This is a genomic window from Nostoc sp. CCY 9925 (genome assembly GCF_963920935.1).
Classification (GTDB): Bacteria; Cyanobacteriota; Cyanobacteriia; order Cyanobacteriales; family Nostocaceae; genus Nostoc.
Map to the genome: position 1 here is coordinate 49,427 of NZ_CAWUDO010000028.1, position 19,973 is coordinate 69,399.

The window sequence follows — 19,973 nt, forward strand, 5'->3', positions numbered from 1 at the left end:
GGTCTTGCTGCTGAGAAAATATTCTATATATTTTAAGAAATATAAAGTTATGTTAAACTTAGTTACGAGTCAGCAGTCAATGGCAAAAAACATCTGACAAAAGGCTGATTTGTTAAACATTCCCACAGAACTTACAAAATGATTCTATCGACTCGTCCCGATCTAACTTCTGCCGATCAGAGACTGTCATCTTTAGTGACTGAAGAACAGCAGACTGTCACAGAAGCTGAAATGATGCAGGCTGTACGTACTTTGTTGATTGGATTAGGAGAAGACCCAGACCGCGAAGGACTAAAAGATACTCCAAAAAGAGTGATGAAAGCGTTGCAGTTTCTCACAAAAGGATATCATGAGTCTTTGGATGAATTGCTAAATGGAGCAGTCTTTACAGAAGATGCCCATGAAATGGTTTTGGTTCGGGACATCGATATTTTCAGTTCCTGCGAACATCATATTCTGCCAATTATTGGCCGTGCCCATGTTGCTTATATTCCCAATGGTAAAGTTATAGGACTATCAAAGATTGCCCGTATTTGCGAGATGTATGCACGACGTTTACAAGTGCAAGAGCGTCTGACGGTGCAAATTGCTGATGCATTGCAAGGGTTACTCAAACCCCAAGGGGTTGCAGTGGTCATAGAAGCAACCCATATGTGTATGGTAATGCGTGGTGTGCAAAAACCCGGTTCTTGGACTGCCACTAGTGCAATGCGCGGTGTTTTTGCCGAAGATGTGCGGACTCGTCAGGAATTTATGAATTTAGTACGCCACAATTCTAATTTTCATTAGATATGGCAACGAACAAGCAAGAGGCAACAGGATTGAAAGTCTCTTGATGTAGCGGTTTTACAATCGGATTATGTTTTAAACTATGCTTCAACTGCTATATCTCTAGAAATTAATTCTGCGTTACTCGAAATTTTTGTAGAGACGTAGCAGTGCTACGTCTCCACATGCAAGCCAAAGTACGTCAAAACAAGTTCAGTTGGGCCAGTATTAACAATTTCGTGTATTTCGTGTATTTCTCCTAGTTCTATCGCTACACAGTTCCCTGGAAGTAGGGGACTTCCAAATCAAAAATAATCTCGCTTTGGGAGGCAGGGAAGCAGGGGGAGCACGGGAGGCAGGGGGAGAAGAAATCAGTCGTATTGGATGCAGGGATTAAGTAATTTAATTTTTGGATGTTCCTAAGAGGTTATTGAGGGAAGTAGTAATCATTCAGGTCTCAAATCGTTGGATAATTCCACAATACCCCTAGTTCCATCAATCCGTACCCGTTGACCATCTTGCAATAGCCATGTTGCACCACGAACATCCATAACTGCGGGAATTCCGTATTCACGTGCAACGATCGCACCATGAGAAAGTCGTCCACCAGCTTCAGCAATCAATCCTCCAGCCCTTAATAACAATGGTGCCCAGCCAGAATCTGTGTAGGGTACTACTAAAATTGTATCCCGATCGATGTCCGGCACATCTTGTAAATTTCGCAACACCTTAACTCTCCCTTCGACTTGCCCGTGACTAGCTCCAATACCTTGTAAAATTTGGTCAGAGTAGAGGGCCGATGGTGCTAAGGGGTGAGGAGGTGTATTGCCGTAGACTACAAAAGGTACTTGAGTAATCTCGCTATCTTGGAAGAATTGCGATCGCCTAAATTCCACTAACTCAACCAACTTTTCAACTAAGCTGGAATCTTCACCCGCCACTAAATGCCGCACTTCATCAAAGTCTAGAAAAAAGATATCGTCTGTTTTCCTCAGCAAACCAGACTTTAGCCAAATCTTTTCTAAAGCAACGAAACACCAACGCAATTCAGCCAAAAGCCGTGAATAAACTTCGGTGACTCGTCCTTTAATATCCACCCGCCGCTGGACAAACCCACGTTTGCGCGTACCGAAAAAGATGCTATTGTTTGTGTTTTTCGCGCCTGCTTGTAGTTCGTCCCCCTGGATTAACTGCACAAACATCTGCTTGATGAGTTGGGGATTCTCCCGCCAAGTGGGAACGGAAATATCGGTTCCGACTTCACTTAAATAGCCATAATCCTGAAGCAATTCGTCAAATTCTTGCAGGATCTTCTTTCCTTCTGGAGTTTGGTGTAATTCCTGAAACACCTGCTGTGGCTCAAACTTAGATAATATCTGCTTGGCATCTGCGGCTATTGCAGCAAGCGATCGCAATGCTGCTACCTCTGGGGTGACGCTATGATCGATGTGCTTATCCTTCACCCGAAAAATCCCCTGCCTCAGGGCCGCACTCAAGGGAGCTAAAATGCTGTAATACGTCCCTCGATGCAGCAATTCCAAGATCGAGTCAATTCTTACCAACAGCTGCGGCGGTTCTAAGTTATTGATATCTTCCTGCGCCAACTCCGACAACCCAGGAATGAACTGTTTGTAATAATCCTGTTTGAAGTCCTTTTCTAAACTTAACTCTCGTTTGAGCAACCTCCCTAGTCCTGGGAAATTCTCCCAAGTTGACTTCCAAGACGGCTTACTGAGTTTCGCTCCTCTGGTTAAAAACTCCAGACTTTCCGGTGGCAATCCCATACGGATAAAAATATCTCCTAAGAGGGATGCGTTAAAGTAAGCTCTGGAATAGTGCAGAGTTGCTGTTTCAGTGAAATCTAACCCTGAAGCACGTTCGCCCAAAACTAAAGTAAAAATTTCCCCCCAAACTCCACAAGTTAAGGGACGATTAATCGACCATGTTAAAGGGTGAATTACTCCCGGAATTACTTCAGCAGCGATTTTCCGCGTCCAGATGGGTAGCAAAGTGGTGATTGGTCGAGATTGCAATACCCAAAGTGTTTGACCGTCGTAACTCCACTCGATATCTTGAGGAGTGCCATTGTAACGTTTTTCCAGTCGGTGAGCTAAATATGCAACTTGCTTGATTAGTGCTTGTGGGACTCGTCCTTCACCTTCTAATTGGACGGAGGAAGAATTTTCTGTTTCAAAAACAAAAGCGCGATATTGGTCTGGTGTGACTTTTCCGGAAACGACTTGTGTCGGGCTACCTGGGAGGGCTTCAATGATGATGGCATCACCTTGCTGGGTAATGGGGTCGCGGCTGAAAGCCACGCCAGAAAATACACTCTGGACTTGTTGTTGAATCAGCACTGCCATTGCTGTTTCATTTAAACCGCGATCGCGCCGATATTGTATAGCAGAGGGATGATTGTAGGAAGCTTGCACTTCGGCGATCGCTTGTTGTAACGCTTGGGGACTGGTAACATCTAAAACTGTTTTATACTGCCCAGCCGCAGAAGCGTGTTCTGAGTCTTCCCCAATGGCAGAAGAACGCACCACCAAGGGAGATAATTCAGATGGCTGGAGAAATTCCGTTAACAATTGTGGATCTTCATCAATTGGGGCAAGTACCCATCCCTTTGGTACTGGGTAACCCCAGCGCTTAATTTGAGATAATGTAGCTGCCTTTTCGCCGACGATGGCAGCATCTAACTCTTCATCTAAAGAAACCATTGCTCGCTCGCCGCGTAAAAATTCCAACATCGCTTGCGATTCTGTTTGTGCTTCTTGGGCTGGCAGATTCATATCGTCAGGAATTTTTGTGTAAATCCAGGCCATTAAACCAGCTAAAGCGACAGCCGCAAGCATTCTGGGGATATCACTCAGGTGTAGAAGCGTCACAAACAAAGGAAACAGCAGCAATACCCCAAATTTAACTACATGTCTGGAGTGCAGAACTGAAAAACTGATAGCTGTAAAGAAAAATACAAATATTGCCACCAGTGGGTCGTGTACGACAAATCCCCAGACGACATTTGTTGTACCTGCCCCTCTGCCTATCCAGTATCTACCGATTACCAGAGCAATGAGGGCAATTAATTCCCAAAACGAACCGCTGGGAAAGAAAGCACGGCACAGCAAGACTGCCGCGACACCTTTAAAAGCTTCTGACAAAACTGCCAGAATTCCGACAAATGTACCTCCGTGATAGAAAGCAGCCGATACACTGATGTTTCCGGTACCAACTTCTGATAATTGCTTACGTTTGAGGGCGTAAGTAATCCATCCAATCAGTGGCAATCCGCCCAAGAGAGGGCAGGCAATTAGAATAACTAAGATACCCCAAAGTTCAAACATTCTGGATTTTGGATTTTAGATTTAAATTTGCCATCTAAAATCTCAAATCTCAACTCTAAAATTTTTATGAAATTTTTGATGGTTATGAGGGGACTTTGAACAAAAAGAATTCATGAGTCAGAATTTTGAATTCTGAATTCTTCTTTAATTATTAGCTGCTTGATGGACACTTGGCGAAGACGGCGACGTTTTTGCCAGTGTCCTTCTAGGCTAATAATGGTTTTAGTTTAGTGCATAGGCAGCTTGCAGCGCCCAGATGATGAGAGCAGCGATCGATCCCAGAAGCAGCACGGTAGAGATAGTGACTACTTTTGGGGAATCTGCACCCTCAAACTTCATAATTCCTCGATTTAAGTCGGACACAGTTTTGTAATCCTCCTCTGTTACGGCATGAAACATTTGTCCGTTTTGATTGTAGTCCCTATATTGGCAGATAACGCTAAATTCCTAATATTATTTTGTTTAAGCTTTGCAACTTTTCCATCGCCATAATTACTTACTTCTTTGGGGGGATTGGTCTGATTTATACAAAGTGGGGAGGCAGGGGAGGCAGGGGGGCAGGGGGAGAAATGACTAATGACCAATGACTAAGGACTAAGGACTAATGATGAAAATATTGGTGTTTGTAATTTTGGCAGTGGCTGTGGGATTGTTTGTGTTACTTGTGTTACTAGAGATAGGATTGCGATCGCTCTTTGGCTTTGGTAATCCCCTGATTTACATTGGCGATGAGCAAATTGGTTATTTATTGGCTCCTAATCAGCGTACCCGTCGTTTTGGTAATCACATTGAAATTAATCAGTATTCTATGCGAGGTAGTCCGATTGCCAAGACGCCTGCACCTTCGACGCTGCGAGTCCTACTGTTAGGCGATTCTATTGCTAATGGCGGTTGGTGGACAGATCAGGATAATACAATATCTAGCTTGATGATGCGTTCTCTGACATCAGCGACTAACAGTAATTATCAGCAAGTAGAAGTGTTAAATGCTTCAGCTAACTCTTGGGGGCCAAGAAATGAATTAGCTTATTTACAAAAATTTAGCAATTTTAACGCCCAGGTAATAGTATTACTAATTAATACCGATGATTTGTTTGCTACTGCTCCGACTTCTTTACCAGTGGGACGCGATCGCAACTATCCAGTGAGGAAACCATCATTGGCATTGGTGGAAGTTTGGCAGCGTTATCTCACCAAGCAAAAGCCAATTCCGGAGATGAAAGCAGTGCATAATGAAGCAGGCGATCGCGTTGGGATTAATCTGGAGGCGATCGGTAAAATTCAAGGGCTAACTCGCCAAACCAACAGCGAATTTTTGCTTGTCATGACTCCCTTGCTAAGAGAAATTGGCGAACCAGGTTCCCGTGATTATGAAATTAAAGCACGCCAGCGCTTGAACGATTTTACCAAAGCGCAGCAAATTAACTATATCGACTTTTTACCGATATTTAATTCAAATCCTGACCCGAAAAGTTTGTTTCACGACCACATTCACCTTAACTTGCAAGGCAATCAATTTGTTAGTGAAATTATAGAGCGATCGCTTTTAGAAATCTTAACTAAGTCCCATTCGCAAATTCTTTAGCATTGTTTCTCACAGTCTTCTGAATTCTGTTTGATCAAGTTTCTCGAATCCAAAGTGCTAGCCCTCCGCCACGCCCACGAGCTGCAATGAAATCTTCTGTGACTAAAAAGAAGGCAAAGAAGGGTAGTTTAGCTATGGGCTGGCTATAAAAATCCTCGGACTCGACTTTACCAGAGCGAATCTTTCTGTTGTAAACAACACGACCGAACAGACTGATGAACATATAGTTAAAGTCAAATGCCAACAAATTTTTCTTACCCGTATATTGCATTGGCCCAGTCAGCTTTAACAATAGAGGAAATAATTCAACTTGATTACCAATTTCGCCTTTACCTAAACCCCGTTCTAAATTTGCACTAAAGGAAATATAAATTGCGACAAATTTGGGCACATACAAACCCTTGCCTAATACAATTCCTCCTCGTTCCCTAACTTTTTTTGTACCAGTGGCAAAGCAAAGCCGCCATTTTCCTACAAGAGATTCAAACCCATAGTTCAGCCGTTGTTGCTTGGCAGTTTTTTCTGCTTGTAATAATGCATTTACTAATATTTCAGCAGTAGGACGTGTAGCCTTTTGTCCTCGATACGCAGCCGCAGCCTGGGATAGCACGGTCACAAAGTCAGATGTCAAATCAGCCATCGCGATCAGCCTCACTATTTTTTTGTGATACTTCAAAAGTGCGTAGTTTACCGCCGTAGGTATCGCCTCTATCCTAAAGTTACAGGACTTACGCAATAACTACGATTTTACGTCATTACGAGCGGAGCGAAGTAATCGCCAAAAACTCTGGGATTGCTTACCTACACTACGTTTCGGTCGCAATGACAATATCGGTGTTGCGTAAGTCCTAAGTTAATGACCACCAGTGGTAGCAAGTTAGACCAGAGATTAGATCATGTTGTTTCATATCCGAACTTGATATTAATCAGAGCATGACCAACTTGGACGCATATTAAAGACTTTCGAGAATTTTTAGCACTTCTGCTGCTGACTGATATCGTTGAGAAAAGTCGAAATGTACCATTTTGTTTAAGATAATAACTAACTCGTTTGTAACCTCAGCTAATTCGCGCCAACTGTGCCAAATTTCTGTATTACCATCAGGTTCAGTTTGGATAATGACTTCACCAGTATTTGTATCTCTACGAAATACTCTTGGATCTACTCCAGTTAAAGCTTGTATACCCATAATTCCCAATGCATAAATATCGCTGTTGAGTTTTGGTAATCCACTCATTTGCTCAGAAGGAGCATAACTAGGAGTACCAATTGAAATAGTTTGATCTTCTTTTTGTTGGGGGTGAATTTGTTTAACAGCACCAAAGTCAATTAAAACAATGTGCCGATCTGATTCTCGTCTAATTAAGTTACTAGGTTTGATATCTCGATGAATTACACCATAGCTGTGAACAAAAACAAGCACGTGTAAAACTTCTTTGAGTATCTCCACAACTTCAGTTTGTTTGAGTCGTGTACCTGAGGCTAGCTCTTTATCCATAGCGTGCCCCCGGATAAATTCTTGCACTAAAGAAAATTGGCGGTTTTCTTCAAAAAAAGCTAACAATTGGGGAATCTGTGGATGCTTACCCAAAGTTTCTAAAATTTCTGCTTCCGCGTCAAATAAGCGTCTGACAACATTTAAATATTCTGTATCTTGGCGGGGAGGCCGTAATTGCTTAACTACACACTGGGGATTACCAGGGCGCTTGATATCCTCAGCCAAATAAGTATTACTAAATCCTCCAGAACCCAAATTTTCAGTAATTCTGTAGCGGTTGTTTAGTAGCGTGCCTACTGCAATTTCTTGCCCGATAGAATCAGCAATGACTGTTGGCGCTTCATTGGAAGCATCACCCCGTTGCCTTAAAAGAGCTTGCAATTCGATAATTAATTGTTGGTGTTCTTGAACTCGTTGCGTAATTTCTTTTTGCTCTTGCTTGGTTTGATAAGCGGTATAGGCAAGGACACTTCCGCCAGTAAATACTAACCCCAACATCGGAGGTATTACTGGTAACCATCCAGCTTGAGTAAAAATAATAAAATTACCTGCAAATAAAACAGCTAGGGCTGTTGCTCCTGCCAATCCTAAAGCTAAAGGATGCTGAATTCGCCATACTAATAAGCCACCAACTAAAGTCCATCCCCATATCCAAAGAACTTTACCCCACTCAGGAATAAACCAAAATAGAGGTTGTTGGTTAAGAACAACACTGAGAATTTGACTAACACTTTGGGCATGAATTTCAATTCCTGCCATCTTGCCAGAATTATCTGACTTACCACTAGTAAATGGCGTATTAAAAATGTCATTTAAACTATTTGCTGTTGAACCAATTAAAACAATACGGTCTTTAATTAAATCTGGTTTAACTTTATCCTCAAGCACTTCTGTAATTGTTACCTGCTGGGCAATTTTATGACCAGAACGGTAATTAAGCAGGATTTGGTAACCGCTGGTATCGGCTTTTTCATACCCACCAGCATTACTTTGCAGGGGTTTAAATACAATATTTCGTAATTTTAATTCTTTATTTGGAGTAAATTCTGGTTGAATGCCACCAACTTCTAAATATTTGAGTGCTAGCTGTAAACTAAAGGAATATGTACTTTGACAAGGGTCAGATTCATCTGAACTTGCTAATAATAAATTGCGACGAATTGTAGAATCAGTATCTTCTACAACATCATTAAATCCCACTCGTTCTGGTTCAACCCCTTGAGGCGGAGCAATTCCTGGATTTTTAAAACCAGAGTGTTTGCAGATGGGAATGATGATATCACTCTGTTGTAGGCGCTGTAGTAGTTTATCGTGACCGGGCTGTACTGGTAAATCACGAAAAATATCTAGACCAATGGCTCGCGGTTCGTATTCCTCAAGTTTGCCCAACAGTCGATCTAAAAGTTCACCAGACAGCGGCCAACTCCATTTTTGGAGATCTTTTTCACTTAAAGCAACAATCAACAGACGAGAGTCTGGACCTGGGTCAGCGCGTAATTGGATCATCTGGTCGTAGACTCTCATTTCCAGAGGTTCAAAAACCCCAAGTTTTTGAGTGCCTACTAGTAAAACTGTAGCGATCGCACTTGAAAAAATAACTGGCTGTCTCAATAAACTTTTAAAGTTGGCAAACATTTTTTTACATAATGTTGACTGTTGACTGTTGACTGATGACTGTTGACTGAGGAGTTAAGAGTTATTCTCGCTCTGCCTCTCCTACCTCCCCATCTCCCCATCCCCTCATCTCCCAGTCCCCAGTCCCCAGCCACTACTTCCTGCCTAGCACTAATCTACTACGTGTTTGAGATAATGCACGATCGCCTCTGCTGTTGGTACATTAGTTGCCAGTAAAACTTGATTAATAGTGCATAATCTCAGCAGTGCTTCTTCATTTGCTTGGCCGGGTTGAGGTTGCAGCAAATCTCTCAAGAAAATAACTGCTAAAATTTCTCCCGACCCAACCAATGAAGCAATTGTTTGATATCCTCCAGAAGTTGGTGCGGGGGTTTGTTGACTAATAGTTATACCCGCTTGTTGATGTAAAACTTCGCTAACAGATGGCCAGGTAATTGTAAAGCTCTGTGAGAAAAATTCCTGATGCTGAGTAACAAATTCTGCAAGTTCTGATTTCTTGCTTTCGTGAGCAATGAGTACTATATTTCTTTGGGCGATCGCTTCTAGAGGCTCACTTACATTTATCTCTTCTGAAATTTCCTCAGATTCAATTACTTCTACTTGAGATGAAATTTCCTCAGATTCAATTACTTCTACTTGAGATGAAATTTCCTCAGATTCAATTGCTTCTACTTGAGATGAAATTTCCTCAGATTCAATTGCTTCTACTTGAGATGAAATTTCCTCAGATTCAGTTACTTCTACTTGAGATGAAATTTCCTCAGATTCAGTTACTTCTACTTCAGAAACTTCTTCAACAGTTTGACTGATGATTTCAGGAGCTGCGTTTTCTATTGGCTCTAAAGATTGAATATCACCTGAATCAGAAACTTCACTTACATTGTCTTGTTCTGTACTCGGATCGCTCAAATCAACATATTGATTACTGAAAACTTCTGGAACATTATCATCAAGTGCCCTCAAGCCTTCAGGAACTTCGCTGACTGTTTCATCAGCTTCTACTTCATCAATGCCTGCGGTGTCTAGCGGAAGTGGCGTATCTAAATTTACTAATTCCTCTCTAACTTCCTCAGGAGCTTGACTTGATGTCTCCTGATGTTGAATATCTAGATCTTCATGAATTTCGCTAGTTTCTCGGGTAACACTACTCACAAATTCGTCAACATCTGTGGTGTCTTCTGCAACAATTAACGTATCTAAATCTACTACTTCTTCTTGAGTAGCTTCGGGAATAGCACTCTGTTGTGGTACTTGGTGAAATATATCACGCGGCTGCACGTAGGTGACTTCTGCCTCTAGTGCTGCTTCAAATTCTGCATCCCGCTCCTCAGTAGTTTGAGAAATAGTACCCTCAGTAATATCACGTGGCTGTACGAATGTGACTTCTGCCTCTAGTGCGGCTTCCAACTCTGCATCGCGCTCCTCAGCAGCTTGGGGAATGGCATTTTCTATTTCACGCCGTTGGACAAAAGTAGCTTCTGCTGCCAGTGCTGCCTCAAAATCTGTAACTTCATCGTGAGTAGTTTCCGGAGGTGTAATTTCTTCCTCAGGAGCCTCGATGACATCTTGAGGTGTAGCTATTGCCTCATCAGGCTGGGCTTCCCTGACTTCTGCAAATTCTATGTCCTCAAGGTTTAGGGTACGTTCTTCTACAACTAATGTACGCAAATCTACAATATCATTACGGACATCGTGTGGAACTTCGCTGACAGGTTCTGGTGGCTGAACTATGTTTTCAGGGCTGGTGACTTCAACAACCGAGATGTCATCATCAGTTTGAGTGGAAGCAACTTCTGAAATTTCGTTGATTTCTGGGGAAGCAGCATTAATTTCTGGTGTTTCTACTTCGTTACTAATTGGCGTTATAACTTCGCTGACTACCTCTGGGGCTGGACTAGCAACATTGGGAGTGCTGACATTTTCAGGCGATCGCGATCGAGAAAACAAAGAAGGATCTATAATTCTGAAGACAGTTTCTGGTAATTGCTCAGCCAAAGGAGCGACTGCTTCCATAATCAGAACGTAATCTGCAATTCGGATCACGTCTCCATCATTCAAAATATATGATCGCTCCTTTTCAGCTTGTTTGCCATTAACGATTGAGCCATTTCTACTGCCAAGGTCACTGAAGTAATAACTTCCACCTTTGACAAAGAACTTACCATGTTGCCGACTGACATCAGGACTTTCCAAGACTAAATCAGAATTAGGAGAGCGACCTACTATCCACTCTCCCCTGGTTGTAGTGTCTATGGTAAGGTCAACTTCATTGATTTCACTTAAATTTGGTGAATAGCTAACTTTTACTTTCATATTAATTTTTGGTTAATTTTATTGATTTCAGCTACCCAACGCTGACGGGTAGTATGTTCTAAATTTAAAATATCATTTTGTGACCAATGAAAATGATAAGCAATAAAAGCTACCTCCTCATATAAATTATCAGAGGGGTAGCTTATGACTCCCCCGCCAGTTCTAGCTCCACTGAAAATTGAGTATTGCAGTGGGGACATTGTGCCGGAATATGTGCATTACCTTGCTGGTTAATTCGATTGTAAAATTCTCGGAGATAGGCAATGTCATGTAAAAGCAGCCCCTCAAGTAATTCAGGGCTAACAGAGTTGAAACTACCCAAGCGAGTGATAACACGTGCAAGCATTACCAAAACGCCGTAAGCTGGATTTTCTTGAACTTTGCGTTCTTGTTGCACCAAAATTTCATCTTTAGCAGTGGCTAAACGCATCATTCCTTGACGATGTACTCGGTTTTCAGCATCACTCAATCCTCTAGGGAGAGTGAAAGCAAATTCAGTGCAGAGATTATCCTTTTTACGGGGCATAACGTCGCTTCGCTCCGAATTCAAAATTCAAAATTCTCTCTTGGAAAGTCTGAGCGGAGGAAACCTCCGCTCAGACTTTCCGCAAAATTCAAAAATTACAATCCTCATAAATAAATTTAGGGGCTTGTATCCTTATTCATGTTCGGCCATTTGGGTATTGGGAATGTGGCGTGGTGAAGTAAAATTCTCTCCCCATCTCCCCATCTCCCCAGTTCCTCAATTTTGAAGCAATGCCTCAGGAGAATTGACTGCATCTTCTGATGAAGAAGTTTCGCTTTCCAAGCCATTAATTCGACGATAAAAATCTTGGAGATAATTTAAATCCTGGGCAAAAAAGTTTTCTACTATTGCAGGACTAATATCAGATAAAGCACCCAAGTGGGTAATCACACGCGACAAGATAATAATCGTGGCATAAACTGGATTAGCTTTTACCCTTGGGTCACGCAAAGGTGCAATCTCATCTATTGCTGTTGATAATCGCATTACACCCTTGCGGTGGAGATTGCCTTCAGAGTCTAGATATCCTTTAGGCAGTGTAAATTCAAACTCTGTGGGAAACATATTTCTCCTAAATTAATTAGACCTCTTGCTTTGAAGGGGGGAAAGGGGAAGGGGTAAAGGGGAAACGGAAGATTCTTCATTTTCCTTTTAACCTTTTCCCTTTTCCCTTGGGATCTATTGTGTACGTTGAAATTCCTCAAAAGCAATCTCCAATTCTTCAATTTCTATTTCATGACTGTTAGCGTTGACATCAGCAATTTTGTAACTGGTAGGCCAAGCGCCAGCTAATTCAAATCTAGCTTCTTTTTTAGATGCTTGATCGTAAATAGATAAAGAAATAAATTCACGTTTTTCAGCCCACTTACCGGCTTCAACATCTTCAAACCACTTCCATAAATCTTTGGAGGCGTTCAAACCTTTACGCAAAGTAATATTGCCACTTTTAGCATTGCCAGGAAGTTTTGTTCTCACCGCTTTCCCTTTTGAAGCAGCCCCCCATTTTTGAGAAGTGACTTCACAAATCTCAATTACTTCCTGGGTTCTTTTAAAACCTTGGCATTCCAAAAAATAGCCATCGCTATCATTTTGACCTATGTCTAATCTTAAAAAGAAACGATAGTTTGTGAGAATTTCTGGTACAGCAACCATTGTTTTTACATTAGAAGGGACTGGGGACTGGAGACTAGGGACTGGGGAGTAGAGAATGGAGGCTAGGGAATAAGATAAAAAATACTATTTTCCAATTCCCTGAACCTAATACCCAATTCCTAATCCCCAGTCCCTAATCCCCAGTCCCTTTTACAAAAAATTAAGTTTTATGCTCTGACTTCTTTTTGTTGGGCGATTATTTCATAACCCTCAATAGATACTTCGATTTTCTCTGTTGCCGGGTCATTTTTTGTCACATCAAATTCTGGGCCTGTATATGATTCTGGGAAACAAGCCTTGAGGTTATAACGAATAACTTCAGTTTTCTTATCTTGGGTATAACCAACAACTGAAATTGCTTTGCGATTTTCATCCCATTGGCGAGGTTTTCCATCTTCGCTACAGGCTAAAAACCATTTATGTAGGCTCTCATCACCATTGTAATTCATGGTAATTGTGACATTATTAAACTCTGCCTGCCCAGGAAGATTTTGACGTAATGTCTTACCATTTTTACTTGAGCCTCTAACGCCTTTGGTGGCATTATTTTTTGCTCCCAATCCGGTGACTGATTGAACGAATTTTTCGGTGATGCCGTCTGCTTCAAAATAGAATACAGACGCGACTACATATTCCCCAGGCATATTTCATCTCCTAAATAAGTGAATTGTCAATTAGTCATTAGTTATTAGTCATTGGTCATTAGTCATTAGTTTTTCTTTGCATCTTTCAATGCCCAATGCCCTATGCCCCATGCCCAATGATTTATTGCTGCTCATCAAGTGCGTTCCATTGACTGATGCGGAAGATTACAAACTCCGCTGGTCTAACAGGACAAACACCTATCTCAACATACAAACGACCTAAAATTATGCTTTCGGGTGGATTAAGTTCGGCATCGCATTTAACATAAAATGCCTGTTCTGGTGAATCCCCGAATAAAGCACCTTCACGCCAAATTCGCTCTAAAAAGTTACTGACGGTACGTCGGACACGCGCCCACAAATCTTGGTCGTTGGGTTCAAAAACTACCCATTGAGTGCCTAGTTCAATCGATTTTTCTAGATAACTAATCAAACGGCGGACGCTGATATAACGCCACTCTGTTTTATCTGGTTCGACTAAAGTACGCGCACCCCAGATGCGAATACCCCGATTTGGGAAGTTACGAATGCAGTTGATACCAAGGGGGTTCAATAGTTCCTGTTCGCGGAAGTTAGTGTCGTAACCCAAACCAATTACGCCTCTGGGTACTTCATTTGCAGGTGCTTTGTAAACTCCTCTGGTTTCATCAGTGCGTGCCCAAACACCCATCATGTGGCCGCAAGGAGGTACTAAAATAGGATTGCCGCGATCGCGTGGATTTGGAACTTTGATCCAAGGGTAATAAAGCGCTCCAAACATCGAACGACGGTTAAATCTATTCAACCAATCCACTGCTTGTTGAGGTTTAACAGCGTCCGGCGGTGTATCCAGTAGAACCATGCGGTTGGGTGGATTGGGAATATCGCCACTGGCGGAACCCTCGCACATGCTAATCATCAGTTCCATGATGCCGTGGACTTGATCCAAATTGAGGATTTGCTCTTGATAAGCCCGCATCAAGTCAGGGCAAGCCAGCATTGTGATTTCATCAATTTCAAAAATACCGCGTACCCCGGTGCGATCGTCCCGTACCCCTTCTAAATCCCGTGAAAACCTATCCGGTGGAGTAGCAACAATGGGCGGCGCTAGTTCATACTGACCATTAACCGGACGCCGAGTTAAAGGCTGTCCGCTTTGAGTAATGTCTTCTACAGTGACATACATAGAATTTCTCAAAGCCGCCAGCGCGTAAGTTGCAACCTGACCAGGTTCGCGGTTCATGGTCAAGTTTTCGTATTGCTCTAAAACCTCATCTCCCCGACGAATTTGAACGGTGAAGTATTCCCCGGTATTTGGAGGAGCTTCTCCTTCAGTACCTTCAGGTAAAGCACGAGGAGAACCATCAGTAATTATAATATTTACTAATCCGCCTGCTGCTTGTTCGGGACGCAAGGTAATGCGTAAGGCTGGACGATTGCCACGAGAGTTGATTCGGAGAGTAGCAGGTTCTGGAGTTGCGGGTTTGGGTGCGCCTGGTAGTTGAGTACCGATGCTTGTTACCCAGCAGCGACCACCACCATTCATGAAGTAGCCATAAACTGCAAAGGGTAAATAAGCGTTGAAATCGGTGAAACCATCAGAATTGGGACGAGCAAAATAGTTGAGATATTGCGTCCAATTGGTCACCAACATCGGCTTAAATAGCTCAGCATCATCTCGAACATCTTCCGTAAAACCTACAAATCCGGCAACTGCTGTGCTAACACCTTCAATCGGTCGGCTCCCTCGGTCAAATTCTTCGATATAAACACCAGGAGCAAAGTAATCAAGTCGAGCCATGAAAATGCCTCCAAGTCAGTAAAAGCTTAATTATTCAGGAGTTAGAAATATTTCTTTGAAAGTATGGCTTTGGTCATCTACCAATGCATTCACATTCTGGGGTAAATAGCCAGGACAATCTATATTTAAAATATAGTTACCCATCTCAAGGTTTTCAAAAAAGAACAGCCCTTCTTTATTGCTTTCCATGAATTTTTTACTTCGCAGCAGAGTAACTTTTGTCCCCATTAATGGCAGATTTGTAGTTGCACTCTTAACAACACCTGCAATTACTACTCGCCTACTCATAATTTGGGTGGTACCATTACCATTGCCGTACATTTGATTTCGCAAATCAAATATTCGTTCCCAAACTAAAGGTACTGTAGTAGATTGTGTATCAAGAGGCACGGTAACTGTTAAATATAAAGCTGAACGCAAAGGTACATTGAGAGCACTCCATAAGCTGCCAGGTTCAAGTGACGGTTGTAGTCCAACCATCATTGGCAAACTCCCATAACCCCGCAATTCCGGAACTAAAAACTCCTCCTCTAAAGCTCGATGGCGCATAAGTACGGCCAATGCTTCACCGAGAAAGTGATGTTCGCCTAAAGTCGTCCTATCCCAAGCTGTTAATAGCAGCGAAACATCAAACCAAATAGGTGCCCAATTGACAACGCCGGCTTGCAGATGACGTGTAATATTACGTTCAACTTGCCTGCCGGCCTGTTGGAACTGCTTACTCTCACGAATATCATAAATATATAAATTGAGAGTCGGACCGGCTCCCTCTTCCCTGCGATTACTCGGATGGCTGAAGTCAATCTGCTCCGTACTGGTCAGTGAAGTTCCTCCAGCTAAAATTTCCGCTAAAGTTTGAAGAACGAAGATAAGCATGAAGGTCTTGTGCTGGTATCTAAATCCAGATGCATCTAGGTTATCTGTATCACCCTTGTAAAGTAATTAGACTTTTGTCGATATTTTGGGATGGGGGGATTGGGCATGGGGCATTGGCCATTGATATCATGTTTGTCTAATTGATTATCAACAAAAACTCTCCGTGTCCCCGCGTCTTTGCGTCAGCCCTAATGACAAGTGTTCAACTCGACATGATATGAAAGGTAAATAACAGCTTTATGAACACAACTTCGTCACCAAAAAATCATCCTTTTGATATATTTTTTTGATATATTAAGATGCTGGCTAGGTCAATCTATGAGAGTAGAGTAAAAACATCATGAACCGTTCCACTCCCATGAGTGACCAAGAGTATGTAGCGATTCGACGGAGTGAGGAGCGATCGCGGTTGGCAATTCGTATCGCTCAACTTGGGACGTGGTACTACGATCCTCGCACGAATATTGTCGAGTTAGACGAACGGATGCGGGAAATTTGGGGTGAGTCAGAGGATGCTGTGGTGTTGCCGCTGTCGCGGATGATGCAGCGTATTCACCCAGGCGATCGCCCACAGGTGGCAAATGCCATCAGTGCTGCCCTCGATCCGAGATCGTCGGGGACTTACGAAATTGACTGCCGCATTCTCTGGGATGACGGTAGCGAGCGGTGGATATCCGCTAATGGGCAGGCAATATTCGCAGGGGAAGGAGAGTTGCGGCAAGCTGTTGAGTTTCTGGGAACCGTCCTTGATATTACCGATCGCCAACGAGCCAAAACCGCCCTAGAAGAAAGTGAAGCCCGATTCCGAACTTTTGCTGAGAACAGCAAGGATGTGATTTGGATTACCGATGGCCGTGAAAATCGACTAATTTATGTCAGCCCTTCCTACGAGCAAGTGTGGGGTCGCTCGGCTGCGGAGATTTATACAGACTTAAGCCGTTTCATTGAATTTATTCATCCCGACGATCGCCAAGGCATCCAAGCCGGATGGCAGCAACGCATTCAAGCCGGATTGAGCCAGGAATATCGAGTAATTCGTCCGGATGGGTCGATTGTCTGGATTCGCGATCGCGGTTTTCCCATACATAACGCCCAAGGTGAGTTGCTATACATGGGCGGAATTGCTGAAGATATTACCAAACGCAAACAGACGGAACTGATGCTAGTGGAGCAGAAGAAACTGCTAGAGTTAATCGCATCAGGGCATCCGTTGGATGAATGCCTAAAAGCTGTGTGTGCTTCGGTGTCGAATCTCAATCTCGGCATCCGTGCCTGCATCTTGCTGGCCGATACTCAACGACAGGCATTTAAGTACTCCATCACTCCGGACTTTCCGCCATCATTCGGTAATGGACTTAAGGATGCCCCGATTAACGATCTGTGCATCGGCACTTGTGGTGAGGCAGTCTTTTCTGGACAGCCTATTACCTGTGCAGATATCGCCAACGATGAACGCTGGTCGCACGAATGGCGAAACTTATGCGTAGCTCATGATGTGTTGGCGTGCCATTCTACGCCCATATTCAGCGCGGACAACCTGCCCCTGAGTTCTCTGATGCTTTGCTTCGACGAAGCACGAATGCCGAGTGATTGGGAATACCAATTAGCTGACTTCGGCACTCAAGTCGCTAGCATTGTATTTGAGCGCGATCGCTCTCTTTTGGCGCTACAAGAAAGCGAACGTCGGTATCGCATGTTGTTCGATTCCATTGATGAGGCCTTCTGCCTGTGCGAAATGCTATTTGACGAGAACGGTAAACCAAATGACTATCGGTTTGTCGAAGTCAATCAAGTATTTGAAAAGCTGACGGGACTGAAGGAAGTCGTGGGGAAAACAGCGCGGGAACTCGTTCCCAATCTAGAAGCCTCTTGGTTTGAGATTTACGGTAGAGTCGTGCTGACAGGTGAACCCGTGCGGTTTGAGGATCAATCGGTGGCCATGAACCGTTGGTTCGATGTTAACGCCTTTCGTGTCGGTGACCCGCACAGCCGTAAATTTGCGATTCTGTTCACCAACATAAGCGATCGCAAACAAGCAGAAAAAGCACTGGTGGAAAGCGAGGAACGCTTCCGCAACATGGCAGACAACGCCCCTGTGATGGTCTGGGTCACCGATACCAGAGGTTATTGCACCTATCTCAGCCAAAGCTGGTATGAGTTTACGGGTCAGACCGAGAAAACGGGTCTGGGGTTTGGCTGGTTCGATGCCGTGCATCCCGAAGACCGGGAATCCGCCAAAAACATCTTTCTGGGCGCAAACGAGCATCGGGAGCCGTTCCGCTTAGAGTATCGCTTGCAGCACAAGGATGGTAAGTATCGTTGGGCGATTGATGCTGCAAGTCCTTGGTTTGGGGTGGATGGTGAGTTTAAGGGATACATCGGTTCAGTTATTGACATTAGCGATCGCAAACGTGCAGAACAAGAACGGGAACAGCTTTTGGCACGGGAACAGGCAGCACGGGAAGAGGCAGAGCGAGCCAACCGCGTCAAGGATGAGTTTCTCGCTATTGTCTCCCACGAATTGCGATCGCCTCTCAACCCCATCCTTGGCTGGTCAAAGCTGTTGCAAACTCGAAATTTGGATCGAGCTAAAACCGCCCAAGCCCTGAGTACTATCGCCCGCAATGCCACATTACAAGCTCAACTAATTGAAGACTTACTAGATATCTCCAAGATTCTGCGAGGCAAACTGAGTCTGAATTTTTCTCCGGTGGATTTAGCATCGACGATTCTAGCGGCAATGGAAACCGTGCGGTTGGCGGCGGAAGATAAATCCATTGAAATTTACACAATGCTGGAACCAGACTTAGAGCTAGCATTGGGCGACCCAAGCCGATTACAGCAAGTAGTTTGGAATCTGCTGTTCAATGCCATCAAGTTTACGCCACCAGGTGGTCGGGTTGAGGTCAAGCTGTCATTGGCAGCAAACGAACAACCACAAATAACAAACGAAAAATTTGCCCAGATTATCGTCAGCGATACAGGTAAGGGAATTCAGCCAGACTTCCTCCCTCATGTGTTTGAACACTTTTGCCAAGAGGATGCCGCTACAACTCGAAAATTTGGGGGACTGGGGCTAGGGTTGGCGATCGTTCGTCACTTGGTGGAGCTGCATGGTGGAAGCGTCCAGGCACATAGTCTAGGGGAAGGGCAGGGGGCAACCTTTACCGTGAAACTGCCGCTGATGCTAACCTCACCCCAAATCGATCAAGATAGTGGGCTATCTGAGCCAGTTTTTGATTTGACTGGCATCACGGTTTTAGTTGTGGATGATGATGCCGATACACGGGAGTTTGTGGTTTTTCTCATCGAGCAGTATGGAGCAAATGCGATCGCCGTTCCCTCAGCAAGAGAGGCGCTGATTGCTTTAACCCTCTCCCAGCCAGATGTGTTGCTCAGTGATATTGCAATGCCAGAGGTAGATGGCTATACGCTGGTGCAACAAATCAGAACTTTACCACCAGATCGGGGCGGACAAATTCCAGCGATCGCTCTGACTGCCTATGCAGGGGAAATTGATTATCAGCAGGCAATTTCAGCCGGTTTTCAACGGCATATTGCCAAGCCAGTCGATCCAGCCAAGCTAGTTGAAACAATTGCAGATTTGGTTAGAGAAGGTGGGCGTAAATAATTATCGTTAGGATAAGGCAGGGGGCAGGGGGAAATCAATCGTATTGGATGCAGGAATTGAGTAATTTAATTTTTGGATGTCCCCAAAGGGAAAAGCTCCTGAATTCTGCTGTATATAATGCCAGGGATATTAAGGAGAAAATCTCATGTTTGGCAAAAACATTTCTTAAAAAATCCGAAAAACTACAACTCTAGTGTGTAGATTAGTCTGGAGCAATTTT

Annotated in this window: 15 protein-coding genes and 1 pseudogene; 3 read left to right on the plus strand and 13 right to left on the minus strand. The window is 43.5% G+C overall.

Annotated elements, in window-relative coordinates; translation table 11 throughout:
• The first annotated feature begins 138 nt into the window (after positions 1 to 138).
• The gene (folE, locus tag ACM0OY_RS16480; protein WP_414569923.1) at positions 139 to 789 is read left to right on the plus strand and encodes a GTP cyclohydrolase I FolE; all 651 of its coding nucleotides are present in this window, start codon (positions 139 to 141) and stop codon (positions 787 to 789) included.
• A gap of 152 nt (positions 790 to 941) precedes the next feature.
• Here folE and ACM0OY_RS16485 read toward each other — a convergent pair.
• The 3 genes and pseudogenes from ACM0OY_RS16485 to ACM0OY_RS16495 all read right to left on the minus strand — a co-directional run.
• Positions 942 to 1,064: pseudogene (locus ACM0OY_RS16485) on the minus strand (cupin domain-containing protein); the annotation flags it as partial.
• 150 nt (positions 1,065 to 1,214) lie between these two features.
• Positions 1,215 to 4,112, minus strand: coding sequence for a glycerol-3-phosphate acyltransferase (locus ACM0OY_RS16490; protein WP_414569924.1), 2,898 nt, complete (start codon positions 4,110 to 4,112; stop codon positions 1,215 to 1,217).
• Positions 4,113 to 4,334: 222 nt separating this feature from the next.
• Positions 4,335 to 4,511, minus strand: coding sequence for a hypothetical protein (locus ACM0OY_RS16495; RefSeq protein ID WP_171974087.1), 177 nt, complete (start codon positions 4,509 to 4,511; stop codon positions 4,335 to 4,337).
• Positions 4,512 to 4,719: 208 nt separating this feature from the next.
• Here ACM0OY_RS16495 and ACM0OY_RS16500 point away from each other — a divergent pair, with 208 nt between their 5' ends.
• Positions 4,720 to 5,697 carry an SGNH/GDSL hydrolase family protein gene (locus ACM0OY_RS16500; protein ID WP_414569950.1) on the plus strand — a complete coding sequence of 326 codons (978 nt, stop codon included), beginning with the start codon at positions 4,720 to 4,722 and terminating at the stop codon, positions 5,695 to 5,697.
• A gap of 34 nt (positions 5,698 to 5,731) precedes the next feature.
• Here ACM0OY_RS16500 and ACM0OY_RS16505 read toward each other — a convergent pair whose 3' ends face one another.
• The 10 genes from ACM0OY_RS16505 to ACM0OY_RS16550 all read right to left on the minus strand — a co-directional run bounded on the left by ACM0OY_RS16505 (position 5,732) and on the right by ACM0OY_RS16550 (position 16,122).
• Positions 5,732 to 6,337 carry a hypothetical protein gene (locus ACM0OY_RS16505; RefSeq protein ID WP_414569925.1) on the minus strand — a complete coding sequence of 202 codons (606 nt, stop codon included), beginning with the start codon at positions 6,335 to 6,337 and terminating at the stop codon, positions 5,732 to 5,734.
• A gap of 313 nt (positions 6,338 to 6,650) precedes the next feature.
• Entirely contained in the window at positions 6,651 to 8,831 is a 2,181-nt protein-coding gene (locus ACM0OY_RS16510; RefSeq protein ID WP_414569926.1) for a CHASE2 domain-containing protein, read from the minus strand.
• Positions 8,832 to 8,981: 150 nt separating this feature from the next.
• The gene (locus ACM0OY_RS16515; protein WP_414569927.1) at positions 8,982 to 11,144 is read right to left on the minus strand and encodes an FHA domain-containing protein; all 2,163 of its coding nucleotides are present in this window, start codon (positions 11,142 to 11,144) and stop codon (positions 8,982 to 8,984) included.
• A complete protein-coding gene (locus tag ACM0OY_RS16520) occupies positions 11,141 to 11,344 on the minus strand; it encodes a DUF6760 family protein (protein ID WP_414569928.1) in 204 nt (67 codons plus the stop codon). The genes ACM0OY_RS16515 and ACM0OY_RS16520 overlap by 4 nt, the downstream gene beginning before the upstream one ends.
• Positions 11,287 to 11,670: a phage tail assembly protein gene (locus ACM0OY_RS16525; protein ID WP_414569929.1), complete on the minus strand. Its 384-nt coding sequence runs from the start codon at positions 11,668 to 11,670 to the stop codon at positions 11,287 to 11,289. The genes ACM0OY_RS16520 and ACM0OY_RS16525 overlap by 58 nt, the downstream gene beginning before the upstream one ends.
• 216 nt (positions 11,671 to 11,886) lie before the next feature.
• On the minus strand, positions 11,887 to 12,234 hold the full coding sequence (locus ACM0OY_RS16530) for a hypothetical protein (protein ID WP_414569930.1): 348 nt from the start codon (positions 12,232 to 12,234) through the stop codon (positions 11,887 to 11,889).
• Positions 12,235 to 12,348: 114 nt separating this feature from the next.
• Positions 12,349 to 12,822 (minus strand): phage tail protein, encoded by a 474-nt coding sequence (locus ACM0OY_RS16535; RefSeq protein WP_414569931.1) that lies wholly within the window; start codon positions 12,820 to 12,822, stop codon positions 12,349 to 12,351.
• Between the two features lie 167 nt (positions 12,823 to 12,989).
• Positions 12,990 to 13,466 carry a phage tail protein gene (locus ACM0OY_RS16540; protein ID WP_096534267.1) on the minus strand — a complete coding sequence of 159 codons (477 nt, stop codon included), beginning with the start codon at positions 13,464 to 13,466 and terminating at the stop codon, positions 12,990 to 12,992.
• A 121-nt stretch (positions 13,467 to 13,587) separates the two neighbouring features.
• Entirely contained in the window at positions 13,588 to 15,246 is a 1,659-nt protein-coding gene (locus ACM0OY_RS16545; protein ID WP_414569932.1) for a phage tail sheath family protein, read from the minus strand.
• Between the two features lie 30 nt (positions 15,247 to 15,276).
• Positions 15,277 to 16,122 carry a Pvc16 family protein gene (locus ACM0OY_RS16550; RefSeq protein ID WP_414569933.1) on the minus strand — a complete coding sequence of 282 codons (846 nt, stop codon included), beginning with the start codon at positions 16,120 to 16,122 and terminating at the stop codon, positions 15,277 to 15,279.
• Positions 16,123 to 16,462: 340 nt separating this feature from the next.
• Here ACM0OY_RS16550 and ACM0OY_RS16555 point away from each other — a divergent pair, with 340 nt between their 5' ends.
• Positions 16,463 to 19,753, plus strand: coding sequence for a PAS domain S-box protein (locus ACM0OY_RS16555; protein ID WP_414569934.1), 3,291 nt, complete (start codon positions 16,463 to 16,465; stop codon positions 19,751 to 19,753).
• Positions 19,754 to 19,973 lie beyond the last annotated feature (220 nt).

Coding starts and splice junctions, on each gene's coding strand:
- folE (WP_414569923.1), top strand. CDS start 139: ATGATTCTATCGACTCGTCCCGATCTAACTTCTGCCGATCAGAGACTG.
- ACM0OY_RS16490 (WP_414569924.1), bottom strand. CDS start 4,112: ATGTTTGAACTTTGGGGTATCTTAGTTATTCTAATTGCCTGCCCTCTC.
- ACM0OY_RS16495 (WP_171974087.1), bottom strand. CDS start 4,511: ATGTTTCATGCCGTAACAGAGGAGGATTACAAAACTGTGTCCGACTTA.
- ACM0OY_RS16500 (WP_414569950.1), top strand. CDS start 4,720: ATGAAAATATTGGTGTTTGTAATTTTGGCAGTGGCTGTGGGATTGTTT.
- ACM0OY_RS16505 (WP_414569925.1), bottom strand. CDS start 6,337: ATGGCTGATTTGACATCTGACTTTGTGACCGTGCTATCCCAGGCTGCG.
- ACM0OY_RS16510 (WP_414569926.1), bottom strand. CDS start 8,831: ATGTTTGCCAACTTTAAAAGTTTATTGAGACAGCCAGTTATTTTTTCA.
- ACM0OY_RS16515 (WP_414569927.1), bottom strand. CDS start 11,144: ATGAAAGTAAAAGTTAGCTATTCACCAAATTTAAGTGAAATCAATGAA.
- ACM0OY_RS16520 (WP_414569928.1), bottom strand. CDS start 11,344: ATGTCCCCACTGCAATACTCAATTTTCAGTGGAGCTAGAACTGGCGGG.
- ACM0OY_RS16525 (WP_414569929.1), bottom strand. CDS start 11,670: ATGCCCCGTAAAAAGGATAATCTCTGCACTGAATTTGCTTTCACTCTC.
- ACM0OY_RS16530 (WP_414569930.1), bottom strand. CDS start 12,234: ATGTTTCCCACAGAGTTTGAATTTACACTGCCTAAAGGATATCTAGAC.
- ACM0OY_RS16535 (WP_414569931.1), bottom strand. CDS start 12,822: ATGGTTGCTGTACCAGAAATTCTCACAAACTATCGTTTCTTTTTAAGA.
- ACM0OY_RS16540 (WP_096534267.1), bottom strand. CDS start 13,466: ATGCCTGGGGAATATGTAGTCGCGTCTGTATTCTATTTTGAAGCAGAC.
- ACM0OY_RS16545 (WP_414569932.1), bottom strand. CDS start 15,246: ATGGCTCGACTTGATTACTTTGCTCCTGGTGTTTATATCGAAGAATTT.
- ACM0OY_RS16550 (WP_414569933.1), bottom strand. CDS start 16,122: ATGCTTATCTTCGTTCTTCAAACTTTAGCGGAAATTTTAGCTGGAGGA.
- ACM0OY_RS16555 (WP_414569934.1), top strand. CDS start 16,463: ATGAACCGTTCCACTCCCATGAGTGACCAAGAGTATGTAGCGATTCGA.